Here is a 17,451-nt window from a genome sequence, read left to right on the forward strand (position 1 = left end):
CGCAATGTAGTCGAACGTTCCTTCAATGCCGTCAAACAGTGGCGAGGACTTGCCACCCGGTACGACAAACTGGCGTTGACGTATCGGGCGGGTGCGCTCCTACATGCGGTCTTCCTGTGGTCGCGCCGCATAACCCTTTAGGAGACACGCCCTAGGTCGAGGTCGACTCTGGAGACAGCTAGGTCGAGGTCGACTCTGGAGACAGCTAGGTCCAGATCGACGCCTTCGACGATGGAGTCGATGTCCACGTTCTCGCGGATGAGCCGGGTCAGGTCGACTTCGTCCAGTGCAGCGGCGACGATCTTGACTATGGTCGCGCGGAGGAGCGCGTCGGCGAGGGTGGTTGTGGTGGCGATCGTTCGCTGGCCGCGATGTGTCAGCGCGGCGATCGGTGATTTCAGACCCGGCAGCCGTGCGAGTGACCCAACGACTCCGCGCACCGCCCCTGCCGCGGTCGCAGCAACGCCGACAGCAAGATGCAGCACATTCAGATCATCGGGCATCGCCGCTCACCGCCTCGGTAGATCTTGCGATCATTCCAGTTCACGATCCGATCCGCCCGAGCATTGCGATACGGACAAATCTCTCAGCAACTTGACAGCCGCGAGATCCCCCATTGACTTGAAGGTGCAACTAACATCGGCAGGCATGAAAAAGAAATGGTGGATGGTAGGCGCAATCGTCGTCGTGCTGGTCGCGCTCGGCTTGACCGTGGGTCCATGGGCGTATGGCAAATTCTTCGCCGACAGCGACGCGCCTGCAGCGACAGTCTCGACATCGGGAGCACAAGCCGCATCCACCGACGACATCGACGGGACGTGGACGATCGTGCCAGGCGATGCGTCGAACACGACGGCTGCGGGGTACACCGTGGCCGAGGTTCTCAACGGCGCTGACGTCACCGTCGTCGGAAGCACCGCCGAGGTCAGTGGCGATGTGACGATCGCAGGCGATTCACTCACCGCAGGTGAGGTGACGGTCCAGACGGGTTCGATCACCACTGACAGCGATCGCCGTGACAATCAGTTCCGCGGCAACATCTTCGACACCGCGACGTACCCGACGGCGACGTTCACCTTCGACTCACCCGTCGACCTGTCCTCTCTCCCCAAGGACGGAACGACGTCGACCGTCACCGCAGAGGGAACACTGACGTTGAAGGACCAGTCGCGACCAGTCTCCGTCGAGATGGAAATACTGCAATCCGGTGACAGTCTGATCGCATCGGGAAGCATCCCGACGACATGGACCGACTACGGAATCGAGCCGCCCTCACTGGGCTTCGTCACTGTGCAGGGTTCGGGATCTGTTGACTTCCTGATCAACTTGAACTCGGAGTAGTTTCCCTCGTTCTCGCACCGCTCGGCGCCCATCCCGGCGGGCCGAGAATGAAACCGAGCCGATCCTTCCATGACTGCGATGCCGCTACGTCCCTTGCGATGGAGCGGTATTCGTGTGTTTGGAGGGTCCAGATGTTGAACGTCTGCACGGACTTGGTCAAGCCGTAGTGTGGGCGTTCGATCTCGTCGGCGTAGCTGCCGAAGATGCGGTCCCAGATGATGAAGATGCCGCCGTAGTTCTTGTCGAGGTACTGCGGATCCCGCCCGTGGTGGACGCGATGGTGCGACGGAGTGTTGAAGACGAACTCGAAAGCGCGGGGGAGCTTGTCGATCCGTTCCGTGTGTACCCAGAACTGGTACACCAGGTTGACGGAGAACCCGACGAACACCATCCATGGCGGAATTCCCAACAGTGGCAACGGAAGCCACATGACAATCTCGCCGCTGTTGTTCCATTTCTGCCGAAGCGCAGTGCTGAAATTGAAGTACTCACTCGAATGGTGAGCCTGATGTGTCGCCCAGATGATTCGAGTTCGGTGGGCGATGCGGTGATAAGAGTAGAAGAGAATGTCGACACCCAGGATCAGAATGACCCACGTGTACCAGGCTTCGGCAGGAAGATGCCACGGCGCGACGTACACATAGAGCGCGGTGTAACCGATGAGCGCGAGTGACTTCCATGCTGTGGTCGTCGCGATCGACACGAGGCCCATGCCGAGACTCGCCCGAGCATCCGAGCCTGTGTAGCTACCTTTGGCACCGTCCTCGAGTTTGGCGGCGGCGAACCACTCGATCGCCAGCAGCAGGGCGAACGCGGGGATCGCCAGAGCTACCGGATCGCGCAGTGGTTCCGGGAGTGTGTTCCAGGCAGCTTCCATCCACGCGAACATCCGACCGCTCCTTTGCGTGACACTTGGATGCTTAGTGTAACGCTAGATTGTGATCCGAGCCATAGCGCTTCGCTCCGTTGTGGGACCGAATGGGGCATTCGCTCCGACTGGGGGAGTTCTGCTGATCGGCAAGTTCCGCAGCGCAGGGGCGATTCGCGTATTTCCTATTAGAATGGTAGGAATTAGCAACACCCACCGAAGGAGCTCGCCGTGCACATTACCGCGAAGGCGGACTATGCCGTGCGCACTCTGATCGAACTTGCGGCCGCTGGCGGGCTCCCGGGTAAAGCGGAAGCGCTTGCCGGTGCGCAGAACATTCCTCACAAGTTCCTAGAATCGGTGTTGTCCGATCTTCGACGAGCAGATCTGGTGCGTAGCAGGCGCGGACCCGACGGCGGATACTGGCTGGCGCGACCTCCTGCTGAGATTTCCGTCGCCGACATCGTTCGTGCGGTAGAAGGCCCGCTCGCATCGGTGCGCGGCCAGCGGCCGGAGGATGTCGACTATCCGGGCCCAGCCAAACCTCTGCAGCTCGTATGGCTCGCTGTACGAGCGAACATGCGCGCGGTGCTCGAAGGGGTGTTTCTGGCGGACATAGTGGACGGGGATCTGCCTCCGTTCGTCTCCGAACTGATAGCCGACCCTGAAGCGTGGACGCGGCGCTGACAGTGACGCGTCACACCTTGCTCAGTGCAGTGTGATGCAATCGACAAACTTGCATATCTCTGCAATCTTGCAGAATCATGCAAATTCCGTACTTTGGAGTTTGTGACTGCACATCCATCCGGCCTTCGTGATCAAAAGAAGGCTGCAACGCGCGATGCTCTCGGCCTTGCCGCCGTAAAACTCGCCAAGGTGCGTGGACTGGACGCTGTCACCGCCGATGCCATCGCGGCTGAAGCGGGCGTCTCCACACGCACGTTCCACAACTACTTCGCCAACAAAGAAGAAGCAGTCCTGCACCACGTCGAGGCGTCTGCGCTCGAATGGTTCGAGATCCTTCGTGCACGACCGGGCGACGAGCCCATCTGGGTTTCTCTCCGGCACGTGGCCGTCACCATCATCACCGATCCCGAGCGGGATCTCGCCGAAACATTCGCCGTCGCCCAGTTGGTCGAGGCCAATCCAGGTGTCATGGCGAGAAAGCTGGAAGTTCACCACTCGCTGACACGCGTTCTCGGTGAGGCCATCGCCGAGCGCACCGGCACTGACATCGACCGAGATCTATATCCGAACCTCTTGCAGGTTGCCGTCGGAAACGCGGTCTCGGCTGCGCTGACTCTGTGGAACAACGATCAAAAAATGGGCCTTTCGCCGAAACAGCTCGTCGAAGACGCCTTCGACCAACTGCAGGCCGGCCTGCCCGACCCGCGCGAACCGAAAACCAACTGAGGAGTCCTGCTGTGGCCACCTACCTGTATCGGATCGGAAAGTTCGCCTACCGGCGAAAAGGGTTGGTACTTGCCCTGTGGTTGGCGATCCTCGTCCTCGCGGGCATCGGGGCAGCAACGCTGTCCGGACCGACTGCCAACTCGTTCAACATCCCCGGCACGCCGGCGCAGTCTGCCCTCGACCTCCAGAGTGAGCGCTTCGGCGGGACCGAAGATCCGCTGAGTGCGGTGTCCGGCCAGTACGTGTTCAAGGCGCCGGACGGTCAGAGTCTCGACACTCCGGCCTACCTCGCCGCGATCGACGCGACAATCGCCGACATCGACAAGATCGACGACGTCGATGCCGCCGCCAAGCCAGGGGGCGCCAAGCCTCTGGCGAATCCAGTGGCCGGCAACACCTCGATCGTCGATCAGTACAACAAGGCCGCCGCGGACGACGGAACGGCGCCTGATGTGGCCGCCGCCAATGCAGCAGCACTCTCACCGCTCAGCCCCAACGGCAACATCGGTACGCTCGATGTCCCGATCTCGGTCGACCTGGCCGATGTCACCGACGACCTGCGTTCCGATCTCGACGCGGCCGCCCAGCCTGCCCGCGACGCGGGTCTGACAGTCGAACTCGGCGGTAGCGTCGCACAGAGTTCCGCACCGCCGGGTGGATCTTCGGAACTCGTCGGTCTGGCCGTTGCGGCCATCGTCATGCTCATCATGTTCGGCTCGGCGGCGGCGGCAAGTTTGCCCCTCATCACCGCCATCGTCGGCATCGGCGTCAGTAGCTTGGCAATCACCACTGCGTCCGGGTTCGCCGATCTGTCGACGTTCACTCCCGTCCTCGCGATCATGATCGGCTTGGCCGTCGCCATCGACTACTCGCTGTTCATTCTCGCTCGATATCGGCACGAACTGACGCTGACCGACGACCGCGAAGACGCCGTCGGACGAGCCGTCGGAACTGCAGGTTCGGCAGTGGTGTTCGCCGGTGCGACGGTCTTGATCGCACTGGTCGCGCTCCGCGTCGTCGGCATCCCGTTCCTGTCGCAGATGGGACTTGCGGCCGCCTTTGCCGTGTTGATCGCTGTGTTGATCGCCCTGACCTTCCTTCCCGCAATGCTGGGGCTGTACAAGGGCAAGGCCTTCGCCGGCAAGCTCGGGTTCATCAACTCGACCGATCCCGAGGATCCGAACGCGAAGCCGACCAACGGTCTGCGCTGGGCCCGCCTACTGGTCAAGCGTCCCGCGATCGGCCTCATCGGCGGCATCGTTCTCCTCGGCGTCATCGCCGGACCGGCAACAGGGCTGTCCCTCGCGCTACCGAGCATCGCGACATCGGATCCAGCGACGTCGGTTCGCAAGGCATACGACTTGGAGCAAGAAGGATTCGGACCCGGCAAGAGCGGTCCACTTCTGACCATCGCCGACGCCACGGATCTGCCCGATGCCGATCGCACAGCCGGGTTCGGCAAGGTGATCGACGCGATCTACGAGGAAGACGATGTCGCCAACGCCCAGATCGTGGCCGTGAACGAAGCGGGCGACACCGCTCAGATACTGATCACTCCATCGAGCGGTCCGAACAGTCAAGAGACCAAGGATCTCGTCGCCAACCTTCGTGCCGCTGAATCCGGCGTGGCCGAAAGTACTGGCGTCAGCTACGGCGTGACCGGGCAGACTGCCCTCGAACTCGACGTCTCCGAGCGACTGCAGAACGCTCTCGTTCCCTACCTCGCAGTGGTGGTCGGGTTGGCCTTCATCCTTTTGATGGTGGTGTTCCGATCCATCCTCGTACCGCTGACAGCGACAGTCGGGTTCCTGCTCAGCGTTCTCGCGACGTTCGGCGCCACCGTGTTCATCTTCCAGGAAGGTGGACTCGGCCTGATCAGCAATCCGCAACCGATCGTCAGCTTCATGCCGATCTTCCTGATCGGTGTGGTGTTCGGACTCGCAATGGACTACCAGGTGTTTCTGGTCTCGCGAATGCGTGAGGAATTCGTGCATGGCACGCCGGCAAAGGACGCCGTCGTCAACGGATTCAAGTACGGCGCGCGGGTGGTGACGTCGGCCGCGATCATTATGATCTCCGTCTTCGCGGCGTTCATGGCCGAGCCGGACTCGTTCATCAAGTCGATAGGCTTCGCACTTGCAGCAGCCGTGTTCTTCGATGCATTCGTTGTCCGCATGGTCATCATTCCGTCGGTGATGGCATTGCTCGGCGACAAGGCGTGGTGGCTGCCGACGTGGCTGGACAAGATCCTGCCGAACGTCGACATCGAAGGTGCCAAGCTGAAGACGGCGGAACCGAAGGTGCCCGCAAACGTTTGACCTAGTGTGATGGCCGAAGATTGAAGTTCACTCGCAAAAATATGGAGACTGTAAGTCATGTGTATGAGTAATCTTCGGCGATCATGCTGATCCCGCTGCTCAAGACCTACCTCGCGCCGTACAAGCGTGCGATCGCCGGACTGACTGCGTTGCAGTTGGTGGCGACGGCTGCTTCGCTGTATCTGCCGAGTCTCAACGCTGACATCATCGACAACGGTGTCACCCGAGGAGACACCGGCTACATCCTGACCACCGGCGGATGGATGTTGCTGGTCTCGCTCGTGCAGATCATCTGCTCGGTCGCGGCTGTCCTGATCGGTGCGAAAGCGGCGATGGGCGCTGGCCGGGACCTTCGCGGCGCGATCCTTCATCGCGTCGGGACCTTCTCGGCGCGTGAAGTCGGGCAGTTCGGCGCTCCGTCACTGATCACCCGAAACACCAATGACGTTCAGCAGGTGCAGCTTCTGATCGTCATGGGATTCACCATCGTGGTGATGGCGCCGATCATGTGCATCGGCGGGGTGGTGATGGCTCTGCGAGAGGATCTGGGGCTGTCATGGATCCTCCTGATCGCCGTGCCGGGCCTCGCGATAGCGATGGGCTTCATCGTGTTTCGGATGGTCCCCGGCTTCCGCTCGATGCAGGTGCGGATCGATTCTGTCAACCGTGTACTACGAGAACAGATCACCGGCATTCGCGTCGTGAGGGCCTTCGTTCGCGAACGAAACGAGATCGATCGTTTCGCCGTCGCCAACGACTCGCTCACCGAAGCGGCACTACGAGTCGGTCGGCTGATGGCCTTGATGTTCCCGACGGTCATGCTGATCTCCAACGTGACAAGCGTTGCCGTCATCTGGTTCGGTGGGCACGCGATCAACAACGGCACCATGGAGATCGGCTCACTCACCGCGCTTCTGAGCTACATCATGCTCATCCTGATGTCCGTCATGATGGCGTCGTTCATCGCGATGATGGTGCCGCGCGCGTCGGTGTGTGCCGACCGGATCAGCGAAGTGCTGGCGACCGAGTCTTCGGTGGTCTTGCCGGTCGACCCCAAGCCTTTCGCGTTCGATCCGGGCGTCGTGGAACTGCGGAACGCCGAGTTCTCTTTCCCCGGAGCCGAGTATCCGGTTCTGTGTGGAGTGAATTTCCGAGCCGAACCCGGCAAAGTCACCGCGATCATCGGCGGCACCGGATCCGGAAAGTCGACCCTGATCAACCTGATCCCGCGGCTCATCGACGTCACCGCCGGTCAGGTACTCGTGGGCGGAACCGACATCAGGGAACTCGATATCGACTCCCTGCGAGCGGAAATAGGGTTGATTCCGCAGAAGCCGTACCTGTTCTCGGGCACCATCGGCTCGAACCTGCGCTACGGCAAATCCGATGCCACCGATGCCGAACTCTGGGAGGCACTCGAGATCGCTCAGGGTGCCGACTTCGTCCGCAAGATGCCCGACGGGCTCGAGACCGAGGTATCGCAGGGCGGCACCACCGTCTCCGGTGGCCAACGGCAGAGACTGGCCATCGCGCGCGCGCTGGTTCGTAAGCCGAGTGTGTATCTGTTCGACGATTCCTTCTCCGCCCTCGATCTCACCACCGACTCGGAGCTCCGCGCCGCGCTGAAACCGGTCATGAAGGATGCAAGCATGATCGTTGTCGCCCAACGTGTCTCGACCATCGTCGACGCCGACCAGATTCTCGTTCTCGACGACGGTAAACCCGTTGGACTCGGAACACACAGTGAGCTGATAGCCACGTGCCCGACCTACGCGGAAATCGTCGATTCGCAGCACGCGGTGGCAGCGTCATGACCAAGCCTGATATCGCCGCCGGGACCGACGCGTCTGCCCAGTCCGATCTTCCAGCCCAGTCCGGTGCGACGGCCACGACCGATGCGCCTGCCGAACCGAAGGCCGGCCCCCCTACTCCAGCCGCACGCGTGCCCGGTACCAGGGCACTGAACTTCAAACCGTCGCTCAAACGCCTGATCGGCCTGTTGAAGCCCGAGAAGTTGCTGCTGAGCATCATGCTCGTGTTCGCGGTGGCGAGTGTGGTGCTCACAGTCGCAGCGCCGAACATCCTCGGTCACGCCACCAACTTGATCTTCAACGGAGTAATCGGCAACCAGCTGCCGGCGGGAGTGTCCAAAGGGCAAGCTGTGGACGATCTTCGGCAGCAGGGGCAGGGCACATTCGCGGACCTGGTCTCCGGAATGGACGTCACACCGGGTGTCGGGATCGATTTCGGTGCGGTCGGTCGTGTATTGCTGTTCGTGTTGGCGTTGTACGTCATATCGTCGGTGCTAGCCTGGGCACAGGGGTTCATTCTGAATATCGCGCTTCAGCGCACCATTCGCAATCTTCGCGACAGTGTCGAACGCAAGATTCATCGACTTCCCTTGAAGTACTTCGACTCCCGCACCCGCGGCGAACTGCTCAGCCGAGTGACCAATGACGTGGACAACGTCTCCACTGCTCTACAACAAACACTGAGCCAGCTGATCACCGGTGTGCTGACCGTGTTCGGAATTCTCGGCATGATGATCTGGATCTCACCGCTGTTGGCTCTCGTTGCCGTGCTGACGGTTCCCGCCTCGTTCCTCGTGACCGTAATGATCGCGAAACGGTCGCAACCGCACTTCGTCGATCAGTGGAAGTACACCGGGAAACTCAACGGCCAGATCGAAGAGACCTACACCGGACACGAGCTCGTCAAGGCATTCGGTCGCCAGGCCGAAGTGGAACGCGAGTTCGGGGAGCGCAACAACAAGCTGTTCGAATCGAGCTACCGGGCACAGTTCATCTCCGGAATGATCATGCCCGCCATCATGTTTCTCGGGAACATCAACTACGTGGTCATTGCGGTCGTCGGTGGCCTTCGGGTCGCGTCGGGAACGTTGAGTCTCGGTGAGGTGCAGGCGTTCATTCAGTATTCGCGCCAATTCACCCAGCCCCTCACTCAGGTCGGTGCGTTGGTGAACCTGGTGCAGTCCGGTGTGGCCTCGGCGGAGAGAATTTTCGATCTGCTCGACGCCGACGACGAACTACCCAATCCCGTGAAGCCGGTGATTCCGTCGACGAAGAACGGCCGCGTCGCGTTCGAGGACGTGTCGTTCCGTTATCGCGAGGATCAGCCGTTGATCGAGAATCTTTCGCTCGTCGCCGAGCCGGGACACCTCGTCGCCATCGTGGGTCCGACGGGCGCAGGCAAGACGACACTCGTGAACCTCGTCATGAGGTTCTACGACATCGACTCAGGGCGAATCACCGTCGACGGCGTCGACACACGGGACATGTCGCGCGACGAACTCCGCGAGCGCACCGGAATGGTGCTGCAGGACACCTGGCTCTTCGGTGGCACCATCCGCGACAACATCGCATACGGCGACCCGAAGGCGTCCGAGGAGGAGATTCTCGAAGCTGCCCGCGTCAGTCATGTCGACAAGTTCGTGCACTCGCTGCCCGACGGTTACGACACCCTCATCGACGAGGAAGGTAACAACGTCAGCGCCGGCGAGAAGCAGCTCATCACCATCGCCCGCGCGTATCTGGCCAAGCCACTGATTCTAATTCTCGACGAGGCAACCAGCTCCGTCGATACCCGCACCGAGCTGCTGGTGCAGAAGGCAACAGCGGCGCTGCGCAACGACCGCACCAGCTTCGTCATCGCGCACCGTCTCTCGACCATCCGCGACGCCGACCTCATCGTCGTCATGGAAGACGGGCACATCGTGGAGCAGGGTAACCACGATTCGCTCGTCGGCGCGGGCGGTCCGTACAACCGGTTGTATTCGTCGCAGTTCGCTTGAGCGGCTCCGCCGCACGTGAGTGGAAATACGTCCCAGGCGACGTATTTCCACTCACGTGCGCGAAGCGCCTAAGGTTGGGCCAGTGAGCAATCCGAACGACCCCTTCTTCAGCATCGGCACCCGTCTGGAGGATCGGCTCGGCCGATCCGGCACAATCCACACCCCACACGGTGATATCGAGACCCCCGCGTTCATCGCCGTCGGCACCAAGGCGTCGGTCAAGGCGGTTCTGCCCGAGGCGATGAAGGACCTCGGTGCGCAGGCGGTGCTCGCCAACGCCTACCACCTCTACCTTCAGCCCGGCTCGGACATCGTCGACGAGGCCGGTGGCCTCGGCAAGTTCATGAACTGGGCAGGCCCGACGTTCACCGACAGCGGCGGCTTCCAAGTCATGTCGCTCGGAGTGGGCTTCAAGAAGGTCATCTCGATGGACGCGAGCCGCGTGGAGTCCGACGACGTCATCGCCGAGGGCAAAGAACGACTCGCGCACGTCGACGACGACGGCGTCACCTTCACATCCCATCTCGACGGTTCCAAGCACCGCTTCACTCCCGAGGTGTCGATGCAGATCCAGCACCGGCTCGGCGCCGACATCATGTTCGCGTTCGACGAGCTCACGACGTTGATGAATACTCGCGGCTACCAGGAGATGTCGGTCGACCGGACTCAGTCGTGGGCCCGCAGATGCGTGCTCGAGCACGAGCGACTCACGGCGGAACGCGTCGGGAAGCCGTATCAGGCGTTGTTCGGAGTGGTGCAGGGCGCGCAGTACGAGGACCTGCGGCGCAAGGCGGCACACGATCTGGAGACCATCACCGGCGAGACGGGCCGCGGGTTCGACGGCTACGGCATCGGCGGGGCGCTCGAGAAGCAGAACCTCGGCACGATCACCCGTTGGGTCAACGAGGAACTGCCGGAACACAAACCGCGTCATATGCTCGGAATCAGTGAGCCGGACGACTTCTTCACCGCCATCGAGAACGGCGCCGACACCTTCGACTGCGTCAATCCCTCACGCGTGGCGCGCAACGCGGCGATCTATGTTCCGACGGGACGATTCAACATCAACACCGCCAAGCATCGTCGGGACTTCACGCCGATCGACGAGAACTGCGACTGCTACACCTGCGCGAACTACACCAGGGCCTACATTCATCACCTGTTCAAGGCCAAGGAAATGCTGGCGTCGACGTTGTGCACCATCCACAACGAGCGGTTCACAGTGAAGCTGGTCGACGACATCCGAGCGTCCATCGAGCAGGGGACGTTTTACGAATTCAAGGACGAGTTCCTCGGACGATTCTATGCGAGCAAGAAGGTCTAGCGGCCAGTTCTTTTCATTGCCTCGACAAGGTAGTCCCCGAGTTCGCGCTGCAAGTTTTCGTCGAGCGTGCGGGCGAGAATTGCGTTCACCGAGTGCACCGCGAGCTCTCGCATGTTCACCAGCATGTCCGCGGTGGCGCCCACCTCGGTCTCGCCCGGCAGCCACCCATCGCCATGCTTGTCGACGATGTGTTTTTTGGCGGTACGAATCATGTCCTTGGCGATGCCGTCCACTGCCGTGTGAATGCGTTCGTGAACGTCGATCAACTGCCCGATGGTGAATCCGTATTCGGCGAGCGACGAGAAACCCTGCAGCAGTTCCGGGTCGGTGAAGATGCAGGTGTCACCTTCGACACGTGCGAGGCCGAGTGCCTCCATCCTGGTCAGCTGATCGCTGTCGCCGAGGAACTCGCCGACGATCGCCAGTGGGATTTCCACGGTGTCGTCTTTTGCCCACTGCTCGGTCAGCGCGTTCTGCAGGCCGAGAACCTCGGCGAGGTCCTTGCCGTTCTCCCAGCCCGAGATGAAGTCACCGATGTGCGAGGTGGTGAATCCACGCTGCAGCAGGATGTCGATCAGCCGGAGCCGGGCGAGGTGCGTGTCACCGTAGATCCCGACGCGTCCGCGCTTTTCCGGAGGAGGCAGCAGTCCTCGCTCACGGTAGGCGCGGACGTTCCGGGTGGTCGTGCCGGCTGCATGGGCAAGATCGTCGATCCGATACTCCACCCGATGGTCCTTCCGCAGACGACGTTCTTTCCTACACGATACCGACCAGCGCCGAGTTCACCCCCATCGGACGAGGACAAAGGCAATCGTCGGCGCCTACCGTTCGAGGTGCAGCATCAGCCCTCGGTGAAAGGTCAGGCGACAACTTCGCTCGTTCGTTCTCTTCCTTGCCGGTGGCACACAGCAGTTGATCCCCACTTCGTTCGTACTGGATCCGCCGGCGGTACGACCGTGATCTGGGGCGTAGGGACTGGAATACGGTCGAGAACTCGACCGCCGAGCAAGCACCGAAGGGAAACCCATGGCCGTCGAGGCTCCGAAGTCCAACACTCGCCAGGCCGTGAATGCTGAAGCGGTCAGTTCACCGCCCTTCTCCGACCGGCAAGATTTCGAGGACGCTGCGCGGGGTCTCATCCTGGAACTGGACCCTGGCTCGATCACGAATGACGAGGGAGCGGTGGTGTGGGACTGCGACTCCTTCGCCTTTTTAGACGATGACTGCCCACCCACCGTTCATCCGAGTCTGTGGCGGCAATCGCAATTGTGCGCAAAGCAAGGCTTGTTCGAGGTGTGCGACAAGGTCTACCAGGTTCGTGGTCTGGATCTGTCGAACATGACACTGGTGGAGGGTGATCGAGGCGTCATCGTCATCGACCCGCTGATCTCGCCCGAGACAGCGGCCGCTGCCCTTGCGCTGTACCGCGGTCACCGTGGTGACCGACCGGTGACCGGGGTAATTCTCTCGCACTGCCACATTGACCACTTCGGCGGCATCAAAGGTGTCACCACCGTTGCCGATGTCGAGGCGGGCAGATGTCCGATTCTCGCGCCGGCAGACTTCGTTGGCCATGCTGTAGACGAAAATGTCTATGCCGGTACGGCTATGGCTCGCCGTGCTGCCTACATGTACGGCGCGGCTCTGCCTCGGGGGCCGGTCGGGTCGGTGGGAGCGGGTCTCGGACAAACAACGTCGACGGGCACGCCAACGTTGATTTCACCGACCGTGTCCATCGATCGGACCGGGCAGACCGAAGTCGTCGACGGGGTGAGCATCGTATTCCATCTGACCCCGGGCACCGAAGCGCCGGCCGAGATGAATTTCCACTTCCCCGATCTGCGTGCCCTGTGCATGGCGGAGAATGCCACGCACACATTGCATAATCTGCTCACGCTCCGCGGCGCGCTCGTTCGCGATCCACATGAATGGGCGAAGTATCTCACCGAGGCGATCAATCTGTACGCCGCGGATTCCGACGTTCTTTTCGCATCGCACCATTGGCCGACCTGGGGAACCGAGCGGCTCACAGAATTTCTGTCGGTGCAGCGAGATTTGTACGGATACCTGCACGATCAGACAGTACGACGCTTGAATCAAGGCTTCACCGGCATCGAGATCGCCGAGGATATCGAACTGCCGCCTGCGATCGCGGGAGTGTGGCACACACGCGGTTACTACGGCTCTGTCAGTCACAACGTCAAAGCCATCTACCAGCGTTACATGGGGTGGTTCGATGGCAATCCGTCCACTTTGTGGCAGCACCCCCCTGTCGAATCTGCCGTGCGCCATGTGGAGTTCATGGGTGGCGCGGACGCCGTGCTGCGTAAAGCGCGAGTATCGTTCGAGGAAGGGGACTTTCGATGGGTTGCGCAGGTAGTGAACTACGTGCTTTTCGCCGATCCGGAGAACTCCGAGGCGCGTGCATTGCAGGCAGACACCCTCGAACAACTGGGCTTCGGCTCCGAGAACGGTACGTGGCGCAATTTCTACCTGATGGGTGCGTACGAGCTACGCAACGGCTCCGTGGGAACACCGACGACAGCAGCTTCGGCGGACATCATGGCGGCGCTCACCGTGGACCAAGTGTTCGACGCGATCGCACTTCGGGTCAACGGTCCGCAGGCGTGGACTGCGAACATCGTGCTCGATTGGCACATCACCGATGGCGATCTGGTGCACCGCACCTCGCTGAGAAACGGACTTCTTGTGCACTGGAACGTTGCTTCTGTGTCCGAGGAAGCCGGCGCGACCTTCCATCTGACGCATCCTGATCTCATCGGATTGTTGTTCGGCGGCGCCGATCTCGGCGAAATGATGTCCGATGGCAGAGTGCAGGTTGACGGTGACATCAGCCTTCTTGTCGAACTCACCGGCTACCTCGATGCGCCGGATCCTGATTTTGCCATAGTCACACCGTAAGAGTCCGCCTGTGCTCTGAAGTTCGCCTGTGCTCTGAAGCCGCGTTGCTCGGAGCAGGGCGAGCAGTCAATTCGGTCCGACGCGCGCGCCGTACGTGTGCACAACCTGGACGTCGGTATTCCATGGAATGATCGCATCTACGGAATCTTCCAATTCGGTCATCGGGGGCAGTGTTGCGGGGCCCAACACCGAAACCGTCGCCGTACCGCCCTGCCAGTTCACCGCGGTAACTTCGGCGTCGGGAATGTCGGCGAGCCAATCGTCGGCGAGGGCGTACACCTGCTGCGCCCAGAGCGTGGACAATGAATTGACAACCATAGGAACGGAGACGACGACCAGTGCCATCGCCAGTACGGCATACGCCCGGCGCCGGTGGTTGCCAGTAGCTGCTTCGGATTCGCGTGCATATCCGGCGGCGATGAAAACGATTGTCGCAGTGATGATCATGGCGATGACGTTCGATGCGAACAACACCAAAGCCCCGGCTGCCAACGAAACCGATCCAGAACCGAGACACACCCCTACCACCGCGAGTGGAGGGACCAGCGAGATGGCGATGGCCACGCCGGGCAGTACATCTCCGACGTCACGTCGCGCTATCGCGATGGCACCGACCAGACCGGTAGCCACCGCCGCGATCAAGTCCATCAGCGTAGGTGAGGTGCGGCCAAGCACCTGGGAGTTGTTGAGAACGCTTGTGGGACTGGGTAGTATCTGTGCGAACAGCACGCCGAGAGATACGACCGTTATCAATCCGGCAAAGACGTAGAAGAGGCTGAGCGCAATCGACTTGCTGTGCCCTGTGGTGATGCCCAATCCGACACCGAGGATCGGGGTGGACAAAGGCGCTACGATCATCGCGCCGATGACGGTTGCCGTCGAATCGCTCACCACTCCCGCCACGGCGATCACAGCCGACAGGATCAACATGACCCAGAATGCCGAGCGTTTCGCCCCGCGATCGCCCGTCGAGATGTCGATGCGATCTCGCAGTTCCGCGAGGGTTCTTTGTTGGCCCGGGGGAATGACTGCTGTGAACATCGGCCCACATCCTGTCGGCGAATCTGTTGGACGTCGCTTTCGTTGAGCCACAGCGTAGTCCGACGGCAGCACAATGTGGACCGGTCGCTTCTCGTCGCGTCGATCTCACCCATTTTGGATGGTGTACCGAAAGCAGTGACTGTTCTGTCCGCACCTGGTTTTCTGTTGTGGAGTGTTGTGCGGTGCGCCGGAGGCAGCAACACGGAATGACCGGCATCGCGGTATCGGAGACGTAACAGACGCTTCTGCGAGCGAGGGCATGGGAGACGGCCTCGACGAGGTAGTTGATCTGCGCTTTTATGTAGACCAGTGCCGGACTAGGGCCGGAGTTGGGCGCGAACGTTCGGGTAGCCCGACACGGAACATGTCATTTGCCAGGGGCTCAGTAGACAACGGCTCAGAAGGCAACGGCTCGGCAGGTAGGCACCAAAAGGCCCGGCCGAGGTAGTCGGCCGGGCCTGGAGTGGGAGTTCGGAAATTCGGGTTGAGCTGTCTAGACCGCGACGGACTCCCGATAGCTGGGCTCGCGCTTCTTGATGTAGGCGATGACCCAGTATGTGATGGGCATGACCAGGATCTCGGCGAGTGTCTTCCAGATGAAGCCGACGATGACGTAGTTGATGAAGTCTTCCCACGTCGTGATGCCGATGACGCCTGCCGCGATGGAGCAGAAAATCAGGGTATCGAAGAACTCACCGACGATCGTCGAGCCGATCAGACGCGCCCAAAGATGCTTCTCCTTGGTCCGCTCCTTGATGGCCACCAGGACGAGCGAATTCAACAGCTGCCCGACGACGTAGCCCGCGAGGCCGGCAAGGACGAGTCGCGGAACGACTCCGACGACGGCCTCCAACGAATCTTGATTCTCGTAGAAGCTGGCAGATGGTAGTTCGATCGCGATCCAGAAGCACAGCGCGGCGAGGATGATCGAGCCGAAGCCCAGGTAGATAGCCCGTCGCGTCGCCTTGAAGCCGTACACCTCGCTGAGGACGTCGCCGAGGATGTAGGCGAGGGGGAAGAGGAAGAAAGCGCCGTCGGTGTTGATCGGTAGCACCTGGAACGGGCCGAGAAAGACATCGCTCCCACCGAAGAAAGCGACGCCTTTGCTCGCTGTCACATTCGAGATGATCAGGGTCGCCGTGAACAAGGCAACGATTGTCGGATAGTAACCACGGCTGACGTGCGCAAATTGCGCTACGGAATCGGGTTTGTCGTCGGAATTCTGAGCTGTCACGTGGTTCATCCAAACACGGTGAAACCCCAGGTCCGAATCGATGTCTGTTATGTCTCGAATATCCAGGGTGTGGTGGGTAGTCGGGCGGGGTCGAATGTGCCGAGCAGGTCTGACGGGTCCAGCTCCAACGACTCCGCCAGCATTCGACGTACGTCGTGGGGCCCGAGGCCCATTGCAGCTTGGTCGGCGAGGGTGACCGCACCGTCTCGCTTGGCGAGCCTCTTGCCCTGGGAGTTCAGTGCCAGCGGCACGTGTGCGTATGTCGGAGTCGGCAATTCGAGCAACGACGAAAGATATGCCTGACGAGGAGATGACGCCAACAGGTCGTCGCCGCGCACCACCTGGTCGATGCCCTGCTCACCGTCGTCGACCACCACTGCAAGGTTGTAGGCGGCCACTCCGTCGGCGCGGCGCAGCACGAAATCGTCGACCTGACCGTTGAACTGCCCATGGATCATGTCGGTGATCGAGAATTCGGTCACGTCGGACTTCAGTCGGAGTGCCGGCGGACGGGTTTTTGCTGATCGTTCTACAGGGGAGAGGCCACGGCAGGTGCCGGGGTAGGCGCCGCCAAGGGCATGGGGCGCCGACGGTGCTTCGAGAATTTCCCGACGCGTGCAGAAGCACTCGTAGGTCATGCCCGCTGCGGTGAGGCGGTCGATGGCGTCGTCATAGAGAGCGGTGCGTTCGGACTGCCGGACGACGGGTCCGTCCCAGTCCAGGCCGATGGCCCGCAGGTCTGCGAGTTGCCTCGCCTCGGCGCCCGATTTGACCCGGTCGAGGTCCTCGATACGCATTATGAATCCGCGGCCGGTGGTCCGGGCGAACAGCCACGCGAGCAGCGCGGTGCGCAGGTTGCCCAGATGCAGGTCACCCGATGGGCTCGGGGCGAAGCGTCCGGCGGGCATGTCCTTCAGGTTAGTCGGGTCCTCAGCCGGCTTCGATGGTGCGTAGGCGCAGACTTCGACACCGTCATCGTTGGTCTCGGCAGCAACCGACATCACCGTTTCATCGTCCGAAAACAGTCGAACCCCACCGAGCCCGTCCTAAGCCCAATACCGTTCAGTTAAGGACCTTCGAGGTATGATGAGTTGTGCCTCGTAGCGGATGGGTGAAACCGGTCTCGGATCGTCGGCTGTCGGATGTGGTGTCGGTGGGGTTGTTGACCAGGGTCTTTCC

At 61.2% G+C, this 17,451-nt stretch carries 14 protein-coding genes; 8 read left to right on the plus strand and 6 right to left on the minus strand.

What is annotated here, in order from left to right; all coding sequences use genetic code 11:
- Positions 1-137: 137 nt before the first annotated feature.
- The gene (locus QMK17_RS25275; RefSeq protein WP_283512043.1) at positions 138-503 is read right to left on the minus strand and encodes a hypothetical protein; all 366 of its coding nucleotides are present in this window, start codon (positions 501-503) and stop codon (positions 138-140) included.
- A gap of 145 nt (positions 504-648) precedes the next feature.
- Between QMK17_RS25275 and QMK17_RS25280 the strand changes: the two genes are divergently transcribed.
- Positions 649-1,341: a YceI family protein gene (locus tag QMK17_RS25280; RefSeq protein ID WP_283512044.1), complete on the plus strand. Its 693-nt coding sequence runs from the start codon at positions 649-651 to the stop codon at positions 1,339-1,341.
- On the opposite strand, the gene QMK17_RS25285 is transcribed toward QMK17_RS25280, so the two are convergent.
- Positions 1,322-2,230: a sterol desaturase family protein gene (locus tag QMK17_RS25285; RefSeq protein WP_283512045.1), complete on the minus strand. Its 909-nt coding sequence runs from the start codon at positions 2,228-2,230 to the stop codon at positions 1,322-1,324. The two genes, QMK17_RS25280 and QMK17_RS25285, sit on opposite strands and share 20 nt — an antisense overlap.
- 210 nt (positions 2,231-2,440) lie before the next feature.
- Here QMK17_RS25285 and QMK17_RS25290 point away from each other — a divergent pair, with 210 nt between their 5' ends.
- The 6 genes from QMK17_RS25290 to tgt all read left to right on the plus strand — a co-directional run bounded on the left by QMK17_RS25290 (position 2,441) and on the right by tgt (position 11,075).
- The gene (locus QMK17_RS25290; protein ID WP_283512046.1) at positions 2,441-2,896 is read left to right on the plus strand and encodes an RrF2 family transcriptional regulator; all 456 of its coding nucleotides are present in this window, start codon (positions 2,441-2,443) and stop codon (positions 2,894-2,896) included.
- A gap of 93 nt (positions 2,897-2,989) precedes the next feature.
- Complete coding sequence (locus tag QMK17_RS25295) at positions 2,990-3,622, plus strand: TetR/AcrR family transcriptional regulator (protein ID WP_283512047.1); 633 nt, start codon at positions 2,990-2,992, stop codon at positions 3,620-3,622.
- 11 nt (positions 3,623-3,633) lie between these two features.
- Positions 3,634-5,940, plus strand: a complete 2,307-nt coding sequence (locus QMK17_RS25300; RefSeq protein ID WP_283512048.1) for an MMPL family transporter — start codon at positions 3,634-3,636, stop codon at positions 5,938-5,940.
- Positions 5,941-6,023: 83 nt separating this feature from the next.
- A complete protein-coding gene (locus QMK17_RS25305) occupies positions 6,024-7,754 on the plus strand; it encodes an ABC transporter ATP-binding protein (RefSeq protein WP_283512049.1) in 1,731 nt (576 codons plus the stop codon).
- Positions 7,751-9,751, plus strand: coding sequence for an ABC transporter ATP-binding protein (locus QMK17_RS25310; RefSeq protein WP_283512050.1), 2,001 nt, complete (start codon positions 7,751-7,753; stop codon positions 9,749-9,751). Before QMK17_RS25305 ends, QMK17_RS25310 begins: the two co-directional genes overlap by 4 nt.
- An 82-nt stretch (positions 9,752-9,833) precedes the next feature.
- Positions 9,834-11,075 carry a tRNA guanosine(34) transglycosylase Tgt gene (gene tgt / locus QMK17_RS25315; RefSeq protein ID WP_283512051.1) on the plus strand — a complete coding sequence of 414 codons (1,242 nt, stop codon included), beginning with the start codon at positions 9,834-9,836 and terminating at the stop codon, positions 11,073-11,075.
- On the opposite strand, the gene QMK17_RS25320 is transcribed toward tgt, so the two are convergent.
- Positions 11,072-11,800 carry a MerR family transcriptional regulator gene (locus tag QMK17_RS25320; RefSeq protein WP_283512052.1) on the minus strand — a complete coding sequence of 243 codons (729 nt, stop codon included), beginning with the start codon at positions 11,798-11,800 and terminating at the stop codon, positions 11,072-11,074. The genes tgt and QMK17_RS25320 overlap by 4 nt on opposite strands.
- Before the next feature lie 301 nt (positions 11,801-12,101).
- Here QMK17_RS25320 and QMK17_RS25325 point away from each other — a divergent pair, with 301 nt between their 5' ends.
- On the plus strand, positions 12,102-13,997 hold the full coding sequence (locus tag QMK17_RS25325) for an alkyl/aryl-sulfatase (protein ID WP_283512053.1): 1,896 nt from the start codon (positions 12,102-12,104) through the stop codon (positions 13,995-13,997).
- 66 nt (positions 13,998-14,063) lie between these two features.
- On the opposite strand, the gene QMK17_RS25330 is transcribed toward QMK17_RS25325, so the two are convergent.
- The 3 genes from QMK17_RS25330 to gluQRS form a co-directional block, all read right to left on the minus strand.
- Positions 14,064-15,038 (minus strand): TIGR00341 family protein, encoded by a 975-nt coding sequence (locus QMK17_RS25330; protein WP_283512054.1) that lies wholly within the window; start codon positions 15,036-15,038, stop codon positions 14,064-14,066.
- Positions 15,039-15,531: 493 nt separating this feature from the next.
- The gene (locus tag QMK17_RS25335) at positions 15,532-16,281 is read right to left on the minus strand and encodes a queuosine precursor transporter (RefSeq protein WP_283512055.1); all 750 of its coding nucleotides are present in this window, start codon (positions 16,279-16,281) and stop codon (positions 15,532-15,534) included.
- Between the two features lie 38 nt (positions 16,282-16,319).
- Positions 16,320-17,180: a tRNA glutamyl-Q(34) synthetase GluQRS gene (gluQRS, locus tag QMK17_RS25340; RefSeq protein WP_283512056.1), complete on the minus strand. Its 861-nt coding sequence runs from the start codon at positions 17,178-17,180 to the stop codon at positions 16,320-16,322.
- Positions 17,181-17,451: the final 271 nt, after the last annotated feature.

Origin of the sequence: Rhodococcus sp. G-MC3 (genome assembly GCF_030063335.1) — a bacterium.
GTDB lineage: Bacteria > Actinomycetota > Actinomycetes > Mycobacteriales > Mycobacteriaceae > Rhodococcoides.

What these genes read in the sequence shown, in the direction of transcription:
- gluQRS (WP_283512056.1), bottom strand. Translation starts at nt 17,180, where the DNA reads ATGCCCGCCGGACGCTTCGCCCCGAGCCCATCGGGTGACCTGCATCTG.
- QMK17_RS25275 (WP_283512043.1), bottom strand. Translation starts at nt 503, where the DNA reads ATGCCCGATGATCTGAATGTGCTGCATCTTGCTGTCGGCGTTGCTGCG.
- QMK17_RS25325 (WP_283512053.1), top strand. Translation starts at nt 12,102, where the DNA reads ATGGCCGTCGAGGCTCCGAAGTCCAACACTCGCCAGGCCGTGAATGCT.
- QMK17_RS25280 (WP_283512044.1), top strand. Translation starts at nt 649, where the DNA reads ATGAAAAAGAAATGGTGGATGGTAGGCGCAATCGTCGTCGTGCTGGTC.
- QMK17_RS25330 (WP_283512054.1), bottom strand. Translation starts at nt 15,038, where the DNA reads ATGTTCACAGCAGTCATTCCCCCGGGCCAACAAAGAACCCTCGCGGAA.
- QMK17_RS25305 (WP_283512049.1), top strand. Translation starts at nt 6,024, where the DNA reads ATGCTGATCCCGCTGCTCAAGACCTACCTCGCGCCGTACAAGCGTGCG.
- QMK17_RS25335 (WP_283512055.1), bottom strand. Translation starts at nt 16,281, where the DNA reads ATGAACCACGTGACAGCTCAGAATTCCGACGACAAACCCGATTCCGTA.
- QMK17_RS25310 (WP_283512050.1), top strand. Translation starts at nt 7,751, where the DNA reads ATGACCAAGCCTGATATCGCCGCCGGGACCGACGCGTCTGCCCAGTCC.
- QMK17_RS25285 (WP_283512045.1), bottom strand. Translation starts at nt 2,230, where the DNA reads ATGTTCGCGTGGATGGAAGCTGCCTGGAACACACTCCCGGAACCACTG.